The 18,992-nt window shown below is 41.2% G+C and carries 13 protein-coding genes; 9 read left to right on the top strand and 4 right to left on the bottom strand.

All coding sequences use genetic code 11. The features are described from left to right. The first annotated feature begins 128 nt into the window (after positions 1–128). From R2S10_RS21885 to R2S10_RS21860, 6 genes are all read left to right on the top strand, one after another. The gene (locus R2S10_RS21885) at positions 129–326 is read left to right on the top strand and encodes a YtxH domain-containing protein (protein WP_316842551.1); all 198 of its coding nucleotides are present in this window, start codon (positions 129–131) and stop codon (positions 324–326) included. A gap of 243 nt (positions 327–569) precedes the next feature. Next, positions 570–1,664 carry a sensor histidine kinase gene (locus R2S10_RS21880; RefSeq protein ID WP_316842550.1) on the top strand — a complete coding sequence of 365 codons (1,095 nt, stop codon included), beginning with the start codon at positions 570–572 and terminating at the stop codon, positions 1,662–1,664. A gap of 11 nt (positions 1,665–1,675) precedes the next feature. Next, positions 1,676–2,434: a LytTR family DNA-binding domain-containing protein gene (locus R2S10_RS21875; protein ID WP_316842549.1), complete on the top strand. Its 759-nt coding sequence runs from the start codon at positions 1,676–1,678 to the stop codon at positions 2,432–2,434. Positions 2,435–2,567: 133 nt separating this feature from the next. Then, positions 2,568–3,752: an efflux RND transporter periplasmic adaptor subunit gene (locus tag R2S10_RS21870; RefSeq protein ID WP_316842548.1), complete on the top strand. Its 1,185-nt coding sequence runs from the start codon at positions 2,568–2,570 to the stop codon at positions 3,750–3,752. 25 nt (positions 3,753–3,777) lie between these two features. Continuing rightward, the gene (locus tag R2S10_RS21865; protein WP_316842547.1) at positions 3,778–6,933 is read left to right on the top strand and encodes an efflux RND transporter permease subunit; all 3,156 of its coding nucleotides are present in this window, start codon (positions 3,778–3,780) and stop codon (positions 6,931–6,933) included. A 2-nt stretch (positions 6,934–6,935) separates the two neighbouring features. Next, the gene (locus R2S10_RS21860) at positions 6,936–8,354 is read left to right on the top strand and encodes an efflux transporter outer membrane subunit (RefSeq protein WP_316842546.1); all 1,419 of its coding nucleotides are present in this window, start codon (positions 6,936–6,938) and stop codon (positions 8,352–8,354) included. 59 nt (positions 8,355–8,413) lie between these two features. Here R2S10_RS21860 and R2S10_RS21855 read toward each other — a convergent pair whose 3' ends face one another. Beyond that, positions 8,414–10,771 carry a PAS domain S-box protein gene (locus R2S10_RS21855; protein WP_316842545.1) on the bottom strand — a complete coding sequence of 786 codons (2,358 nt, stop codon included), beginning with the start codon at positions 10,769–10,771 and terminating at the stop codon, positions 8,414–8,416. Positions 10,772–10,821: 50 nt separating this feature from the next. Between R2S10_RS21855 and R2S10_RS21850 the strand changes: the two genes are divergently transcribed. Then, positions 10,822–11,694, top strand: a complete 873-nt coding sequence (locus R2S10_RS21850; protein WP_316842544.1) for an aldose 1-epimerase family protein — start codon at positions 10,822–10,824, stop codon at positions 11,692–11,694. Between the two features lie 6 nt (positions 11,695–11,700). Here R2S10_RS21850 and R2S10_RS21845 read toward each other — a convergent pair whose 3' ends face one another. The 3 genes from R2S10_RS21845 to R2S10_RS21835 form a co-directional block, all read right to left on the bottom strand. Then, on the bottom strand, positions 11,701–12,897 hold the full coding sequence (locus R2S10_RS21845; RefSeq protein WP_316842543.1) for a GAF domain-containing sensor histidine kinase: 1,197 nt from the start codon (positions 12,895–12,897) through the stop codon (positions 11,701–11,703). Positions 12,898–13,130: 233 nt separating this feature from the next. After that, positions 13,131–13,922: a DUF4249 domain-containing protein gene (locus R2S10_RS21840; RefSeq protein WP_316842542.1), complete on the bottom strand. Its 792-nt coding sequence runs from the start codon at positions 13,920–13,922 to the stop codon at positions 13,131–13,133. 12 nt (positions 13,923–13,934) lie between these two features. After that, on the bottom strand, positions 13,935–16,262 hold the full coding sequence (locus R2S10_RS21835) for a TonB-dependent receptor (RefSeq protein WP_316842541.1): 2,328 nt from the start codon (positions 16,260–16,262) through the stop codon (positions 13,935–13,937). A gap of 136 nt (positions 16,263–16,398) precedes the next feature. Between R2S10_RS21835 and R2S10_RS21830 the strand changes: the two genes are divergently transcribed. Continuing rightward, the gene (locus tag R2S10_RS21830; RefSeq protein ID WP_316842540.1) at positions 16,399–17,400 is read left to right on the top strand and encodes a ligase-associated DNA damage response exonuclease; all 1,002 of its coding nucleotides are present in this window, start codon (positions 16,399–16,401) and stop codon (positions 17,398–17,400) included. Continuing rightward, complete coding sequence (locus R2S10_RS21825; protein ID WP_316842539.1) at positions 17,397–18,989, top strand: ATP-dependent DNA ligase; 1,593 nt, start codon at positions 17,397–17,399, stop codon at positions 18,987–18,989. The genes R2S10_RS21830 and R2S10_RS21825 overlap by 4 nt, the downstream gene beginning before the upstream one ends. The last annotated feature ends 3 nt before the right edge of the window (positions 18,990–18,992 follow it).

The raw sequence follows: 18,992 nt of genomic DNA, 5'->3' as shown, positions 1-18,992 counted from the left end.
CTTATCAAAAGACCTGCTCCTTATGTTTTCGAACATTCGGAGCAGGTCTTTTTTTGTAAAAGGCAAAACTATTAGGAGGTACTTTTGTTTTTAAAAGGAAGCAATTAATCTATTAAATATATACTATTATGGGCCTACTAAAATCTTTACTTATCGGTGCGGCAGTTTTTGGGGCTGTAAAATATGCCACAAAAAAAGGCACAAATGGGAAATCCCTTGTCGACGAATTGACAGAACAGGCTCCGGAATGGCTGGACAAAGCAAAAGAGTTTGGAAATGACCTGAAACAACAGTACCGTGCAACAACAGATCCTTACAAAGAATAAACAGTCCTACCTGTTCATTTCAACAAATCCACTAATACCAATAGTGGATTTTTTCTTTTATGGTCATTTGGGTAATTCATTTCTCCGCTTGAGTTGCCCATTTAGTCAGCTGAGTGAAATTGATTAAATAGCGACAGCCCCTATTTCTTATTTTTGTGGAATATAAACGCGACATACCGATCCCCTCCTCCATTATAAAGCTCATTTTATGTAATTTTGCCTTAAAAGCACAATAAAGGAAATATGGTGAAAACCCACACAATTCTTTCAAAACCATTAAACAGACACCTCCGTTTCATAACGATCCCATTGATATTTGTGGTGCTGAACCTATTATCTTATTTCCTAAATCCCTACAGCCCTTATTACCAGCAGTATTTTGATAGACCTGCACTGGAAATTATAACGGACGCCAGTTTAACCATGCTTTTTTGTGTGTTGATTTTTGAATTGAGCGTATTCAATTCTTCGATGCTGGATAAAGTAATTCCCTGGACAGAGCGCCCCTTTATGCGTTTCAGTATCCAATTGCTCAGCCAAATCGTTTTCGTGATCGTACTAATGATCCTGCTGTATTATATCGGATCATTGGTGTACACATATAAAGAGAAACCCACTTTTGAAGAGGAGCTGAACAGCATTCAATTTGTGTATGTATGTGTCATTATGGGGATCCTGATCAGTGCGGTGACTACTGGGAACTTCCTATTGCAAAAATGGACTGCAACCATGATGGAAGCAACGGAATTGAAATTGAAAACAGCAGAATTTAAAGAGATCGCCATGCAGGCAGAATTGGAATCACTGAAACTCCAGCTCGATCCTCATTTCATGTTCAATAATTTCAGTACCCTTTCTGAGCTGATCTCAGAAGATCAATTAAAAGCAGAAGTCTTTCTTCGGAACCTATCGAGGGTATACCGTTACATGATCGTAAACCTGAAAAAAAACATAGTCTCCCTGGAGGAGGAACTCAAATTTGTAGATGCCTATTTATACCTGATCAGAATCCGATATGGTGAAAATGTGATTGTTTCTGTAGACATCAATAATGATGATGACCGTGGGATCCCTCCCATCACTTTACAACTTCTCATTGAAAATGCGATTAAACACAATGCCGCAACCAAAAGCAGTCCTTTACTGATCGAAATCTACAATACCGAATCTCATATTGTGGTGAGCAATAACCTACAGCGAATTAAATTATCTATTCCTTCTGCCCGCATTGGCTTGCAAAATATCCGAAGCAGGTATGCCCTGTTATCGGAAGACCTCCCATATGTGATAGAGAATGACCATTCCTTTGCTGTTCACTTACCTTTACTTCCACTATAGTCCCCTGAAATATGAACATTTTAATCATCGAAGACGAACAACCGAATGCCAACAGGCTCATTAAACTACTCGCTGAACTGAGAGCAGACGTGAACATCCTGGGCGTTTTGGCAAGTGTAGAAGAAAGTGTAAACTACCTGACACAACAACCACAACCAGACCTAATTTTGATGGACATCAGACTAGGAGACGGTTTATGCTTTGAAATATTCCCTAAAGTTACACTCCATTGCCCGGTCATCTTCACCACCGCTTACGATGAATATGCCTTGCGTGCTTTTAAAATTTATAGCCTTGCTTATTTGCTGAAACCCGTTGAAAAGAACGAGTTAAAAGAAGCCTTAAGCCTTTACGACCAAATTGTTCAGGAAACCAATCCTAATAAAGCATTGGATCAACTGGTAGATTACATCAAATCTAAGTCTGTCATTTACCGCTCCAGATTTCTTCTGCCGTATAAAGATGGCTATAAAACCATTCTCGTTTCTTCTATTGATTACATCTATTCGGAGCATAAAATCACCCACCTCGTGTTAGATGACCAGACGGATCTGATTGTGCCATTCACAATGGATGAACTGGAAGACCAGCTGGATCCGGTGTGTTTTTTCAGGGCCAACCGACAACACATGATTCATATCAACAGTATTTTCTCTATACATAATTATTTCAATGGTAAATTGAAGGTGATTCTTAAAAGCAAAAGTGCTGGTGAGATCATCATTAGTAAGGAAAAATCCGGGCAGTTTAAAGCCTGGCTGGATCGCTAATCCATAACATTTCGGTTATTGTTTTTCTACGTTTCAGCAACTAAAATATCCATTTCGGTCAATTAATACCATTACCGCGCGAGATAGATTTTAAGTTTGCAGACATTTTAAATGAACATAAACCCTAATGAAGATGTTTTTCCCCTCAAAATTTAGAAACAACACCCGATATTTCTTACTATTATCCCTGCTCATCCCCGCTACAATTTTAAGCAGCTGTGGATCAAAGGCTAGTGAGGAACAAGCAGGCGGAACTCCGCCACCAGCACCAGAAATTCCAGTGATTGCTGTTCTTGAACAATCTGCGACTACTTTCAACGAATATAGTGCAGCCATTGAAGGCAAAGTTAATGTAGACATTCGCCCGCAGGTGGATGGTTACCTGGACAAAATCTTCGTGGATGAAGGCGCCTATGTAAAAGCTGGTCAGCCGCTTTTCAAAATCAACGATCGCGTATATCAGGAGCAATTAAACACGGCAAATGCAGCCATGGAAGCGGCAAAGGCAACCTTGCGTACGGCACAGATTGAAGTCAACAAAATCAAGCCTTTAGTACAAAATAAAGTAGTTTCTGAAGTACAATTGAGTACTGCAGAGGCTAATTATAGTCAGGCACAAGCCGCAGTTTCTCAGGCAAAATCAACCATTGCTTCAGCAAAGATCAATATCGGTTTTTCGCTGATTAAAGCGCCAATCTCCGGATTCATCGGTAAAATCCCTAAAAGAGTAGGCAACTTGGTGAGCAAGAGCGATGCGGAACCAATGACCACCCTATCTGACACCAAAGAAGTATATGCTTATTTCTCTATGAGTGAGCCTGCATTCTTACAGTTCAATGCGCAGACTAAAGGAGCAAACATGACTGAAAAGCTAAAAAAACTGCCTCCGGTTAGTTTGGTACTTGCAGATGGAACTACCTATCCTCAAAAAGGAAGGATTCAGATTGTAGATGGACAATTCGATAAAAACACCGGATCCATTAGTCTGAGGGCAGTTTTCCCTAATCCACAAGGACTGTTGCGTTCTGGAAATACCGGAAAAATCCGCCTAGAAGAGCAGCATGAACAAGTAGTCATGGTACCTAAAGCAGCCACTATGGATGTACAGGATAAGATTTTCGTGTACTTAGTGGGACCAAAAAATAAACTGGAACGCAGAGCGATCACAATTTCCGGCAAAAGCGGCAACAATTACCTGATTAAAGATGGCCTTAAAAAAGGAGAAACCATTGTGTATTCAGGACTGGATGGTTTAGCGGAAGAGGCAGAAATTAAGCCCAAACCATTAAATGCAGATAGCGTATACCGTGCCCAATAATTTACCACATTAATTAAAGAAACAAATGTTACAATCAATTATAAGAAGACCGGTATTGGCTACGGTCATCTCTGTCCTCCTGGTACTCCTGGGGATAGTGGGACTTACCCGTTTGCCGATTACCCAGTTTCCTGACATCGCCCCTCCTACTATTTTCGTCTCTGGCGTATATCCGGGTGGAAACTCGGAAGCTGTAATTCGTTCGGTGATCACTCCGCTGGAAGAATCCATCAATGGGGTGGAAAATATGGATTATATGAAATCTTCCGCCAGTAATGACGGTTCATTCTCAGTATCCATTGTATTTAAACAAGGAACAGATCCAGATCAGGCCGCAGTAAACGTACAAAACCGTGTGGCTCAGATCAATAGTCAGATGCCACCAGAAGTATTACAGGCAGGGATTAGTACCTCGAAACAGCAGAATAGTAATGTGATGTACTTCAACATTTATAGTGAAGACCGTACAAAATATGATGAGAAATTCCTGCAAAACTATATCAAGATCAACCTTGTTCCAGAGTTAAAAAGGATTCAGGGTGTGGGTCAGGTACAGATGTTTGGCTCCAAAGATTACTCTATGCGCGTATGGTTAAATCCGCAGAAAATGGCGGCCAATAACCTAACACCAAGAGAAGTTACAGAAGCCATTTCGGATCAGAGTTTAGAAACCGCTCCGGGAAAATTCGGGGAGGAATCTAAAGAAGCTATTGAGTATGTAGTAAAGTATAAAGGAAAGTTAAACTTACCTGAACAATATGAAAACCTGATCATCAAATCTACTGCGGATGGTGGTGTACTTCGTTTAAAAGACGTAGCCAGGATAGAGTTTGGTGCAGCAAGTTATTCGAGTGATACCAAAATGGATGGTATGGATGCCGTTACTTTAGGCATCTTGCAAGCCAGTGGTTCCAATGCCAATGAAATTGAAATTGCGGTTCGTAAATCCTTGATTAAAGCCGCCAAAGATTTCCCTAAAGGCATCAAATATGAAATTATTCAGAGTACTAAAGAAAGGTTAGACGAATCAATTAGTCAGGTAAAAACTACCTTGATTGAAGCGTTTATCCTCGTATTTATTGTGGTATTTATCTTCCTACAGGATTTTAGGTCTACATTGATTCCGGCGATTGCCGTTCCAGTTGCGATTATTGGTACATTTTTCTTCTTACAGCTGATTGGTTTTACCGTCAATGTATTGACCCTATTCGCACTCGTTCTCGCCATCGGTATTGTTGTCGATGATGCGATTGTGGTGGTGGAAGCGGTCCATGCAAAAATGGAAGGCTCTGATTTAACAGCTCGGGAAGCAACTTACTCGGCAATGAGTGAAATCACCGGAGCCATCGTTTCGATTACGCTGGTAATGGCGGCGGTATTCCTGCCGATTGGTTTCATGGAAGGTTCTTCAGGAATCTTTTACAAGCAATTTGCCTTTACCCTGGCCATTGCGATTCTAATTTCTGCGGTTAATGCCTTGACTTTAAGTCCGGCTTTATGTGCGCTATTCTTAAAGAATCCACACGCAGAGAAAGAAGGTAAAAAAGCTGGATTTTCACAACGCTTCTTCCAGGCTTTCAATACCTCATTTGATCGCATGACTTCAAAATATATTGGGAGTCTGAAATGGTTAATAAAATTCAAATGGCTGAGTTTAGGTGGATTGGCAGTAGTTACCGGGATTACCCTGTGGATGTTGAATACAACGCCTAAAGGATTTGTTCCAATGGAGGACGATAGTTTTATGATCTATTCCTTAACGATGCCTTCCGGTACCGGTTTAGACCGCACCACAAAGTTCATCAAAAAGGTAGACTCCACATTCAACACTTTTGAATCCGTAAAGACGACGACCAGTGTATCTGGCTTTAATATCATGAGTAACTCTTCAAGTCCTGCTTATGGACTGGGCTTTGTGAAGTTGAAAGCGCCAAAAGAAAGAGGTGAAGTACAGGATATGGACGCCGTATTAGGTATGGTGAATGCAAAAATGGCTACCCTGAAAGAAGGAACCGTTAGTGTATTCCGTATGCCTCCGGTTGCTGGATATGGTGCTATTGGTGGAGTAGAATTTGTGTTGCAAGACAGAACAGGTGGTGACCTGCAGAAATTCAGCCAGGTGGCCAATCAGATTGTTGGTGCATTGTTCGGATTGGATGGCGTAGCTGTAGCATTTACCACTTTCAAAGCAGATTATCCTCAATTTGAGCTGGAAGTAAATGATCAGAAAGCCAAGCAATTGGGCGTAAGTGTTCGTGAATTATTGAGTACTATCCAAGTGTACTATGGCGGTTCTCAGGCCTCAGATTTTAACCGTTTTGGTAAATATTACCGTGTCAATGTAAAAGCTGATGGCGTTTACAGAACGGATAAAGAATCACTGAACATGGTTTTTGTGAAAAATGCCAAGGGCGATATGGTTCCTGCAAGTGAGCTGGTATCGGTAAGAAAAGTCTACGGACCAGAATCAGTAGACCGCTATAACCTATTCAATTCCATCACCATTAATGCGATCGCCAAACCAGGCGTGAGCAATGGAAAGATTATGGAAGAGGTAGAGAAATTACTGGCAGAAAAACTACCAAATGGCTATAGCTATGAATGGAATGGTCTTTCCAGAGAAGAGAAATCTTCGGGATCACAAACCGTATTCATTCTGGCATTGAGTTTATTATTTGTGTACTTCCTGCTTGCTGCTCAATATGAGAGTTACATTTTACCATTGGCAGTGATGTTATCGATCCCTACGGGTCTATTGGGTGTGTTTATCGCCATTAAGATTGCTGGAATCGACAATAACATCTATGTACAGATCGGATTGATCATGTTGATTGGTTTATTGGCAAAAAATGCGATTCTGATTATTGAGTTCGCTTTACAGCGTCGTAAAGAAGGTATGGATTTAATCCCTGCAGCATTAGAAGGTTCAAGACTACGTTTAAGACCTATTCTGATGACTTCCCTGGCTTTCATTGCGGGTATGATCCCATTGATGGTTGCTACCGGTGGATCTGCCATGGGTAACCGCTCCATCAGTACCGGTGCTGCCGGTGGTATGCTTGCCGGAGTAGTGCTGGGACTATTTATTATCCCTGTACTCTTCGTTGTATTCCAATCTTTACAGGAAAAAATAACCGGAAAACCGGGACTAGACACCGACCCACAAGTCAAATCTAATTAATCATGAATCACACCACAAAATTATATGCCATTACAAGCCTTGCCATCCTGTCTGCAGGATGCAAGGTAGGCAAAGAATATGTGCGACCGGCGACTGATCTGCCGGCACAATACCGTGCTACTCAAACTTCCACTGATTCCATCAGTGTAGCTGCATTGAGTACCAAAGCTTTCTTTAATGATGCCGCTTTACAGCAATTAATTGACAGCGCCAACACTAAAAACTACGATCTGCTCATTGCATTTAAAAACATTGAAGAAGCAGATCAAAGTCTACGTGAAGCAAAAGTTAACTTCCTGCCGGAGCTGGGTGTAAACATCCAGGCCAATACAAGCAAGCCTTCAAAAAATAGTTTGAATGGTTTAAGTATGGGGCAGTTTTTAGGCACCACTACAGTTCAAGACTATAATGCTGCCCTTAATCTATCCTGGGAAATCGGATTATGGGGTAAATTAAGAGGGATGAAAGCCAAAGCATTATCTGAATACCTGCAAAGTCAGGAAGCCTCTAAACTGATCCGCAGTAAACTCGTTTCCAGTGTAGCTACGGGATATTACAACCTGTTGATGTTGGATGAGCAATTACGTATTGCCAACAGAACGGTCGCTTTAAATGACAGCACTTTACAGATGACAAAGCTCCAATGGGATGCAGGTTTAACGACCATCCTTGCTGTTCAACAGGCCGAAGCACAAAAACTTAGCTCTGAGCAACTGGTTCCTGCTTTATTGCAAGGGATCAGCATTCAGGAAAATGCCTTAAGTCAGTTGACTGGTACCCTTCCTGCTGCAATTTACCGCGTAAAAAAACTGAATGAAATCAATCCTGCGGCTCAAATGCCGGCCGGATATCCGGTAGCCTTATTGAACAATCGTGCGGATGTAAAAGCAAGTGAGTATACCTTACGTGCCGCCAACGAAGCCGTTGGTATTGCCCAGGCCAGCATGTATCCTGCCCTAAACATTACTGCTCAGGGTGGATTGAACTCTTTTAAGTCCAGCAATTGGTTTAACATACCTGGTTCTCTATTTGGAATGGTTTCAGGATCAGTAGCTCAGCCGCTTTTTCAGCGTAGGATGCTTAAAACCAAATTCGAAATCGCGAAGTTAGAAAGAGAGAAATCGGTATTGGCATTCAGACAAACCGTTCTTTTAGCAGTAACCGAAGTAGCAGATGCTTTAACCATTTCTGCCCGCTTAAAAGAGCAATTAGTACTGGCAGAAGCTCGGGTAAACACCTTAAGATCGACCATCAAAAATGCAGATATGTTATATAAAAGCGGTATGGCAACCTATCTGGAAGTTATTCTCGCACAAGGAAGTTTACTGCAAAGCGAGTTAGAGTTGAGCGATTTAAAACGCCAGCGACTAGCGGCCGATGTGGTACTTTATACCGCTTTAGGTGGCGGTAATTACGAATAAATACCCCCAAATTAAATAACAATACCCACTGCGATGCTTTAACAAAGGCATCGCAGTTTTTATTTAAAGTAAATGGTAAAAGTTGTTCCTGTACCAAATTCACTTTCTACCGTCACTTTTCCTCCCATTGCATCGATCTGATTTTTGGAGATAAACAGACCTACTCCTCTGGAATCTGCATTCCCATTAAAGGTCTTATACATGCCGAACAACTCTGAACCATGCTTCTCCAGATCCATCCCTATTCCATTGTCTTTGATTTTTAAAACCACCTGCCCATTCTGTTCGCAGCTCAGTTCAATCAGAGGAAGTCGTTCCGGATGGCAATACCTAATGGCATTAAAGATGAAATTGAGCAAAATACTCTCCAGATAGGCAGGATTATAACTCACCAGCACCTCTTCCCCAACTTTATTGATAATCTGTGCCTTTTTCAGCACAATCTGATCGTGCAATACGTCTAGTGTTCTGTTGATATATTCCCGAAGTGCCAATGGCTCTACGATTACGTTGATATTGGTCTGGATGTTAACTACCTTATTCAGGTTCAATAAGGTTTCATTTAAAGAGTTAGAAACGGTCTTCAATAAGGCCACCATTTCATTCCTTTCCTCATTAGAACTTGCAGATTCAATCAATGTCGAAATAGATTGAATGTTACTGGTATGGGAACGAAGGTTATGAGAAACAATATAAGAGAAGTTCAGCAACCTTTTATTTTGCTCATTCACCAGGTCAAAAGAATGGTTTAAGTCTTTTTCTGCTTGTTTGTTCTTCGTGATATCGATCATAATCCCCCTCAGCATAATTACCTTTTCTTCAGCAATCACTACGTTAACAATATCTCTGAGCCAAACAATACTGCCATCTTTAGCAATCATACGGTATTCGAAATCGTGTTGCTCTAACTTGTCTGCAAAGGAATAACAATAGTGAAGGCGGTATTCGCGGTCATCGGGATGAATGTGATCTACCCAGAATGTTGGCGAAGACAACCATTCTTCACTCGTATATCCAAGAATATCTTTAGATTTTTCACTTATAAAAGCAAATTCAAAAGTAAAAGGATTTGCTTCCCAAACGATCCCATCAATGGTATTGATCAAGGATTCTAAGCGTTGTCGATATTCTACAGCAATGCGCTCGGCTTCAATTTTCGCAGTCACATCTTCTAAAATGGTAATGTGACTGGTAGGCTTTGCTCCAGGCAACCACAATGGTGTGATCATTAGGTTTGCCCAAACTACTGAGCCGTCTTTATGTATATACCTTCTCAGCAATTCAAATTCAGAAATCTCCCCCGTTTTCATGCGTTCAAAATAGTTGAGGTCATTGTCAATATCATCGGGATGAGTTAACGCGGGAAAGCGCTTACTTTCCAGTTCTTCCGCTGAATAACCGAGAATTTTACAAAGACGGGAATTGACATGGAGTAAAGCCCCGGTATTAGAATCTACCTCCATAATTCCAATAGCAGCCTGATCGAATATGGTCTTAAATTTCAACTCATTTTCCAAAAGCATACTGGCTTGTTCATGCACCAGTTCTTGCAATTCTGCTGGCCTCTTAAACACCAAAGAGACTAAAAACCCACTAAGCGCTGCAAGAAAAACAGCAAAAATGGTAGGCAATATGATCTTCATATAAGGCTTATAAGTCGGAATGCTCATCATATACAACTTCCAGTTTCCATCAGAAAAGGTCACACTTTCCTGAACTGCATCAGGAGTAGTTTTTATTTTTGGCAGGAAAAGCTCTTCCGTTCCATTTGTAGGATTCAGCTTAGACAATTGAAATGCATAACGGTTATTGGCTACTTCACGAATTCCTGCATCTTTTAAAAAAGTATCCAGTTTGATCACTACAGCTGAAAAGCCCCAGAATTTATCATTAAAAAACAAGGGCATCCTACCTACAATACCAACTCCTCCCTGTTTGAGTTTCATGGGCCCGGCAAAGTACATTTTCCGATGTTCTATCGCTTTTATGGCGTCCATGCGGATCTCCTTGGAGAGCTTAAAAATATCCACATTTAAAGCGCCTTCGTTGCCCTTTAAAGGATAGATGTATTTAATAACACCATTTGGTAACAGCTCTACCGCCTGCAAGTTGGGATTAGAATTGATCAACTGTGCGGCAACTACATCAAAGTTATTCGGAACGCCATCCCCACTGATGGTTAAGCCCAGGGTTAAAGCGGCCGTATAACTGTTTTTAAGCGATTGATCTACATTATACCGCACCACGTTCAGTACGCGGTTCATTTCCAGTCGCTGGTCATCTTTAACCATCTGGTAACGCTGATTAGCAATATAAAGGATCAGTGTAATGAGCAACAATGAAATAACCGCTCCGGTTACTTTGGGTCTTTTAAATAAAATATTGGTACTGGAAGATAATTTTTTCTCTAAGTTCATTTTGTTGCCAAACAGAGCCTAAATGTAATATTTAATTTTTACTTTTATCTATGATCATTTCCCTGGAAAACGCACAAATTTCTGCTTCCTTCAGCACTAAGGGCGGAGAGTTACAACGTCTAAAAAGCAAGCAAAGCAGCTTGGAGTACCTATGGAACGGGGATTCTAAATTCTGGGGAAAGTTTAGTCCGATTTTATTTCCTATTGTTGGAGGCTTAAAGGAGGATACTTATTTTTTTGAGGAAAAGGCTTATCAGCTACCACGCCATGGCTTTGCCAGGGATCGTGAATTTGAAGCCCATAAAATTGGAGAAAATGAGGTTTTGTTCTTACTGAAAGATGATGCAGAAAGTTTAAAAGTTTATCCTTTTAATTTCCAGCTGGGCTTACGTTACCAGCTCCTTGAAAATACGCTGCGCTGCAGTTATGAGGTGCTAAATAGCGGAGATAAAGATTTATGGTTTTCAATAGGCGGCCATCCGGCATTTAGTGTGCCACTTAATTCGAGCCTGAACTATGATGATTATTATCTGGAATTCAATAAGGATCAGCAATTAAATGCACATCAGGTCAGTAACAACCTGATTGAAGAAGAAACCGAAAGCATTCCCTTAACATCCGAAGGTCAGCTTCCATTAAATCACCCATTGTTTTATCATGACGCCCTGGTTTTCAAAGACCTGAAAAGCAATAAGATCAGCTTAAAAAGCGACAAAGATCCCCATGGCCTTGATTTTCATTTCGAAGCTTTCCCATTTTTTGGAATCTGGGCGGCCAAAGATGCTGATTTTGTGTGCCTGGAGCCTTGGTGTGGCATTGCCGATGGTGTTCATCATGATCAGGACTTAACTAAAAAAGAGGGTATGACCAAATTAGCGCCTGGAAATGAATGGTTCAGACATTGGGAAGTCACCTGTTTTTAATAAGATCTAAGCATTCCTACCAGGCAATTCAACGATAAATTTACAGCCTCTGTCTTTTCCTTCGCTTTCTGCACGAATGGTTCCGTCATGTGCTTCCACCAATACTTTCACAATAGATAAGCCCAGGCCTGTGGAGTTCTCTCCAGCAGTTGGTTGTGCGCTTAAACGGGTAAAACGCTGGTATAATTTACCTTTATCTTCCTGCGTTAGTCCTAATCCATGATCCTCCACTTCAATCAGTACCCTACCGGCAACTTCCTTTACACGGATAAAGATCTGCTTACCTACCGGGGAATATTTAATGGCATTGTTGATGAGGTTGTCTATGATTTCGGTTAGCTTTCCTTCATCTGCATTTACATAAAGGTCTTTTTCATAACTAAAGTGCAAGGTCTGGTGTTTTCTTTCTGCTAATGGCTGGTTCATCGAGACCACGTTACTCACTAAAAAAGAAACATTAACTTTGATTAAAAGCAGGTGTATTTTTCCGGCTTCCATGCTGCCCACCTGTAACAATTCATCAATAATGCGCACCATATTCAGACTGGCAATTTTAATCTGATCACAAAGGGTATCCACCATTTCTGGATTATCTTTCTTCATCTTTATCAGATCTGCACGAACGGGAATGGTGGTCAATGGGTTTTTAAGATCATGGGCCGTAGTATTCAGAATCTGGTTGTGTTGTGCCAAACTAGTTCTGGAAGCCAGCCTCAACTCGATCTGATCCATCACGATATCTCTTAAATCTTTAAGAATCTGCTCCTCTTCTTCATTTAATGTTCTTGGCGATTTATCAATCACACAGAAGGTCCCGAGGTTAAAGCCATCTCTGGTACGAAGTGGAACAGCGGCATAAAACCGCAAACCAAACGCTCCGGCTACCAATGGATTGGCCAGCGTTCTTGGATCTATACTGGCATCTTCCACAAGGTATAGTTCGTCAGCAAAAATCACAGAAGCACAAAGGCCTTCATCTCTATCAATCTGCTGAGCATCAATACCATATTTTGATTTAAACCATATACGATCGGTATCTACAAGACTCACAATTGCAATTGGAACCTTAAGTAATGTTGCCGCAAGTTTAGTGAGCTTATCAAATGAGCCATCTGGTGGCGTATCAAGAATACTGTACCTTTTTAAGGTTTTAATTCTTTCTTCTTCTGATGTTGCAGTATCCAGATCTATTTGAGTAGCCATTGAGATTTACATTAAAAATATAAAGTTAGCAATGTTTCCAGCAGAAAACAAATTACGATCATTTATATGCGAACAATATGACTTAAGATAAAGTTTTACGCCTAAAAATAGCTAAATTAAAAAACATTTGTTTTCAGTATATATATTTCATCATTAAGAAAAAAAGCAATATTTAAAGGTCTTTCAGAGATTCATGGTTCATAGCTCCCAATCTGGATGAGAATCTTGATGCTTTACTTAATCAATGCAGTTCTAATGCTGGAAGTATGCGCACTGAACACCCCTAATGCGCCATTACTAAAGTTAGAAGGCGGGTTTGCCGGAGCCACAGGTGGGCCACCTCCTCCAGAATTCTGATCAAGGCTATAAAAGTAACGGTATACATTTCTATCTATACATTGGATTTCCACCTGAATGCTATCTCCTTTAATCAAATCATTGAGTTCATAAAAGATCACATTTGTTACCTTGTTTCCATCATCAAACCGATCTTCAGAAACCACATCCTTCTCCACTTTTCCTTTAAATTTCAAGATATAACGATATTGATTGGCAATCCCGGCAGGGTCTCTGAAATTCACTGCCACATAATTTTTAGAATCTCCAAAAAGAGTATAGGTTTTAAAAGTAAGAGAGTCCATGGGTACTCTGGCTGGCATAACGGAACTGGCCTGATAGGTTTGCCCTTCCAGGCTAACAGAAAGGTCGTATTTAGAACCCGATTTACCTTTAAACTTTACACTCTGATATACTCCTGGAGAAACCTCAGAAAATACAATAGAGCCGGTACCATCTACACTAAGAATTACTTTTGCACCAGTTACTCCATTAAACTTATTGGGTTCGGTGAAGCTATAGGTTTTAGAAACTTTAATCCGATGGACTTCATTCTGATCGCTGATCCCCCCGTCAATTACTACCACTGGTGCTGCATTATCCAGTTTTAGCTCGATTACTTTCTCACAAGCTGTAAAAAGAAGGACCATGATCAATCCCAATCCTTTATATATATTCATTTTCTTCATGGCGCTCAATGATTAAAATTTGAAATTCCAGGTAACAGATGGGATAATTCCAAACAAAGTGGTTCTTACCACCTCAGTCCGCGTAGGATCATCAGGATTGTCCTTAAAATCAATTGCAAAGGCATTTTGCCTGTTGTACACATTGTAAATTCCGAAAGACCAGCTGGACTGTAATTTCTTTCCAGGTTTTCCTTCCAAAGTAGCTGCCACATCTAGTCGGTGGTAAGCAGGTGTCCGGTAACCATTCTTCTCTTTATAATAAAAGGCCGTGTTGCCATTGATTTCATACTTCCCACTTGGGTAAGTCACTGCATTCCCGGTATTGTAAACAAATACGGAAGAGAAAGTCCAACGTGGACTTGCTTTATAAATACCTACCAATGAAATATCGTGCGTTCGATCTTGCTTCGCATAAAACCATTTCCCCTCATTAATGGCATCAAACTGTCGTTCTGTTCTGGAAAAAGTATAACCAATCCAACCGTTAAACTTGCCAAATCTCTTCTTCAAAAACAATTCTATACCATAGGCTCGGCCATCGCCAAATAGCAAATCTGCTTCCACATTCGCATTTCCTCTCAAATCTGTTCCACTACGGTATTCAATTTGATTTTGCATCCATTTATAGTAAATCTCTGCAGAGAACTCGTATTTATCATCATTAAAATTCCTGAAATAGCCAGTTGCTACCTGATCAGCGATTTCCGGTTTCACGTTATTGCTGTTCATGATATACAAATCCGTTGGTGATGTAGAAGTAGAGTTAGACATTAGGTGGATGTTCTGCACATTCCTGGTATAAGCCCCCTTAATGGCGCTGGAAGCGTTCAACTGATAACTAGCGGATACCCGCGGCTCCAGGTTAAAATAGGTTTTAACAACTGCCCCTGAGCCATAATATTTACTGGAAATGGCATTCCCATCGGCATCATAACTTTTAAAATTCCCCGGCCCCAATAAAGAAAAGCTGCTCAATCTCAAGCCATAAACCAGGTTGAATCGCTCGTTTACCACCCATTCATCAGATACATACGCTGCAGATTCCAGACCTTTCCGGTTTTCAAAAGTTGTTGGATTGACACTGGAACTCTCATCGGCACTGAGTTTTCCTGGCGCAATGGTATGGTGAATTACATTGAGTCCAAATTTAAGGTTATGGTCATTACTCAAACGGTAATCAAAATCCTGTTTCAAATTAAAATCCTTAATAGAAGAGTTCACTTTAAAATTATTGTCTTCCATCATATTCTGAATTACATAGTTGTAATTGCTATAGATCAGGGAAGTATTGGAAAACAACTTATTACTGTACAAGTGATTCCAGCGCAAGGTCACTGTTGCGTTTCCCCAGTTGAAGCCAAATGTATCGGCAAGGCCGAGTTTATCCCGACCAAAATAACCAGATATGTATAAGGTGTTTTTATCATCCAGCTGGTAATTTGCCTTGGCATTCAGGTCATAAAAATAAAGGGTATTGCTATTGATGTTGCTATCCGAAGAAAGCTTAAAGAAAAGATCCATATACGTTCTTCTGGCGCTAACCATAAAAGAGCCTTTATCTTTTACAATAGGTCCTTCTACTTTCAATCTGGAAGAGATTAAGCCTATCCCACCTTCGGCAGTAAACTCCTTACGGTTTCCATCATTCATCTTCAGGTCAAGCACCGAAGCTAAACGTCCACCATATTGTGCAGGCATTCCACCTTTATACACGCTTACATCTTTAATCGCATCGGAGTTAAAGGTGGAGAAAAAACCCAGTAAATGGGAAGCATTGTATACCGGAGCTTCATCTAAGAGGATCAGGTTTTGATCTGTTGCCCCTCCCCTTACATAAAACCCGCTATTTCCTTCTCCTGCAGATTTAATTCCCGGCAATAATTGCAAGGTTTTCAAGACATCCCGTTCTCCAAGTAATACCGGAACATCATTAATTTCCCGGACACTGAGCTTTTGCAATCCCATCTGCGGACTACTTACATTTTCATTCTTTTTAATTGCCGAAATAACGACTTCATTCAATTGATTGTCTTCGTCCAACGCAAAATTTAGGCGTAAATCCTTAGTGATCTGAACTTCCTTCAGTGTAGTTTTATAGCCGATAAAACTTACTGCTATCTCGTATTTACCTTCAGGAATACTAAGGGAATAAAAGCCATAAGCATTGCTCATACTGGCGGCATTGCTGCCACCACTGATCCTGACACTCGCTCCAATCAAGGTTTCTCCTGTTTTTGCATCAGTGACATTGCCACTTATGGTTCTTTTACTTTGGGCACTGGAATACTGAAAAATAATACACAGTAGGGAAATCAGTACAAGTCTAATGGTAATAGGCATAAAAAAAATCAGGTATATTCTTCCGTAAAGCCTGCAACAAATACGGGCAAGGCTGGTTAAATATACTGAATACTACGTATTTTCCTCAGAAATATTGACATCAAACTTTATCTTCTTCGCAATTGTTCAAAGAAGGATGGCTTTAATCAAATTTACAAGTAAGGGCATATACTGCCCAAAAGGCGACTTTTACATTGACCCCTGGAAACCTGTTCAGCTAGCTGTAACCACCCATGGTCATGCAGATCATGTAAAAGCAGGCAATCAGGCCTATTTATGTCATGAGCTAACAAAACCTATTCTTCTCCATAGATTGGGTCCCGATTTAAAGATTCAAACGCTTTCTTATGGGGAACAGATCCAGATCAATGGCGTAAACCTTAGTTTATTTCCTGCCGGTCATGTGATCGGCTCTGCTCAGGTAAGATTGGAATATAAAGGAGAAATCTGCGTAGTATCCGGTGATTACAAAGTAGCCTACGATGGCATCAGTACTGCTTTTGAACCTGTAAAATGCCATACCTTTGTTTCCGAAAGCACTTTTGGCTTACCTATTTATAACTGGCTGCCACAGCAAGAGGTTTTCGATCAGATCAGCAGCTGGCTGAGCAACAATCAGCGTCAACAAAAAACAAGTATACTAACCGCTTACAGTCTTGGAAAAGCACAAAGGCTGATTAAAGGATTGAGTGGCACCGGTCAGAAAATATATGTTCATGCTGCTATAGCCAACCTGAATGAAGCTTTCATTAAGGCTGGTGTGGAGCTTCCGGAAACCATCAGGATCAGTCCGGAAATCAGCAAAGCGGAACTTCAGGAAGGAATTCTGATTGTTCCACCAGCAGTAGCCGAAGGCCGTTGGATTAAGACATTAAGTCGCCCGGTAATGGGAGTTTGTTCTGGCTGGATGCAGGTACGCGCAGCACGTAGATGGCGAGGTTCTGACGCTGGATTTGCCTTGAGCGACCATGCCGATTGGCCGGGATTGTTATCAGCAATTAAAGCCACTGAAGCGGAAAAAGTATATGTTACACATGGCTACACTGCCACTTTTTCCAAATACCTAAATGAAATCGGCATTGCCGCAGAAGAAGTGAAAACGCAATATGGAGCGGAAGATGAGGAGGTGATCAATTGAGACGCTTCACCGAACTCATCGCTCAGCTGGAAACCAGCAATAAAACCAATGATAAATTGGCTGCATTGGTCGCTTATTTCAGTGAGGCCGACGACCAGGATAAGCCGTATGTGATTGCGATGTTTACCGGAAAAAAACCAAAGCGTCCGGTAAGCACTGCACTACTTAAAGAATGGGCCATCGAGAAAAGTGGCATCCCTGCATGGCTATTTACCGAAAGCTACCATAATGTGGGTGACCTGAGTGAGACGATTGCCCTGATATTACCGCCTCCCAGTAGACCGAGCGACCTTAAATTAACAGAATGGATCAAGAGGTTATCTGCCCTTAACGGACTTGATGATGCTTCCAAAAAGGAATTCATTACCAATTCCTGGGACAGCCTGAATATCCAGGAGCGCTTTGTGTTTAATAAACTGATTTCCGGCAATTTCAGAATCGGTGTATCCGGTAAGATGCTGGTCAATGCTTTGGCCAAACAGAGTGATACCCCTGCCAACCAAATCATGCATAGCATCATGGGCAAATGGAATCCCGAAGAGATTACTTATCAGGAGCTGATTGCAGGCGTCCATGTTAATACCGACAACTCCTGGCCCTACCCATTTTGTCTGGCTTATGCCTTAGATCAGCCCCCGGAATCATTAGGGGATTTAGAAGAGTGGCAGGCAGAATGGAAATGGGATGGCATCCGCGGCCAAATTGTAAAACGTGGCGGAGAATTATTCATCTGGTCGAGAGGGGAAGAACTGGTGACCGATCAATTTCCTGAACTTCATTTCCTAAAAGACGCATTACCCGATGGAACGGTGCTAGACGGAGAGATTCTAGCCATAAAAGCAGGAAAAGTATTGCCTTTCTCCGTATTACAACAGCGCCTCAACCGTAAAACTATTGCCAAGATTCAATTGGAAAATGCACCTATCGGCTTTTACTGCTACGACTTGCTCGAATATCAGGGAACAGACCAGCGTGATCAACCCCTTAAAAACAGAAGAAAACGGTTAGCTGCGCTCATTTCCGAAATCCCCGCAGAAGAAACCCTATTACTATCTCCGCTAGTCGAAGCAAAAACATGGCAGGAACTTGCCGGGTTCAGGGCAGATTCCAGAGCCATGAACAGCGAAGGTCTGATGCTTAAAAAACAGGATTCATTATACCATAGCGGTCGAAAACGCGGAGATTGGTGGAAATGGAAAATCAATCCTTACACCGTCGATGCCGTGATGATTTACGCCCAGAAAGGGAGTGGCAGAAGGGCCGGATTCTTCACAGATTACACTTTTGCCGTACGTGATGGTGATCTGCTGATCACCATTGCTAAAGCCTATTCCGGATTAACGGATGCAGAGATTAAAGAGGTGGATGCTTTCGTAAAGAAAAATGCAATAGAAAAATTTGGTCCGGTACGTACAGTTAAACCAGAACTGGTATTTGAAATTGCTTTTGAAGGCATTGCGGAGAGTAAAAGACATAAAGCTGGCCTCGCCCTGCGTTTCCCTAGAATTGCCCGTTGGAGGAAGGATAAAAAGCCAGAAGATATCAACACTTTAGCTGATTTAAGACAGTTGTTACATTCTACATTATAAAAG

The sequence above is a fragment of the Pedobacter gandavensis genome, assembly GCF_032678745.1.
Classification (GTDB): Bacteria; Bacteroidota; Bacteroidia; order Sphingobacteriales; family Sphingobacteriaceae; genus Pedobacter; species Pedobacter gandavensis_C.
Note: the sequence above shows the minus strand (reverse complement) of the source record. Positions and strands in the feature narration are given on the sequence as shown.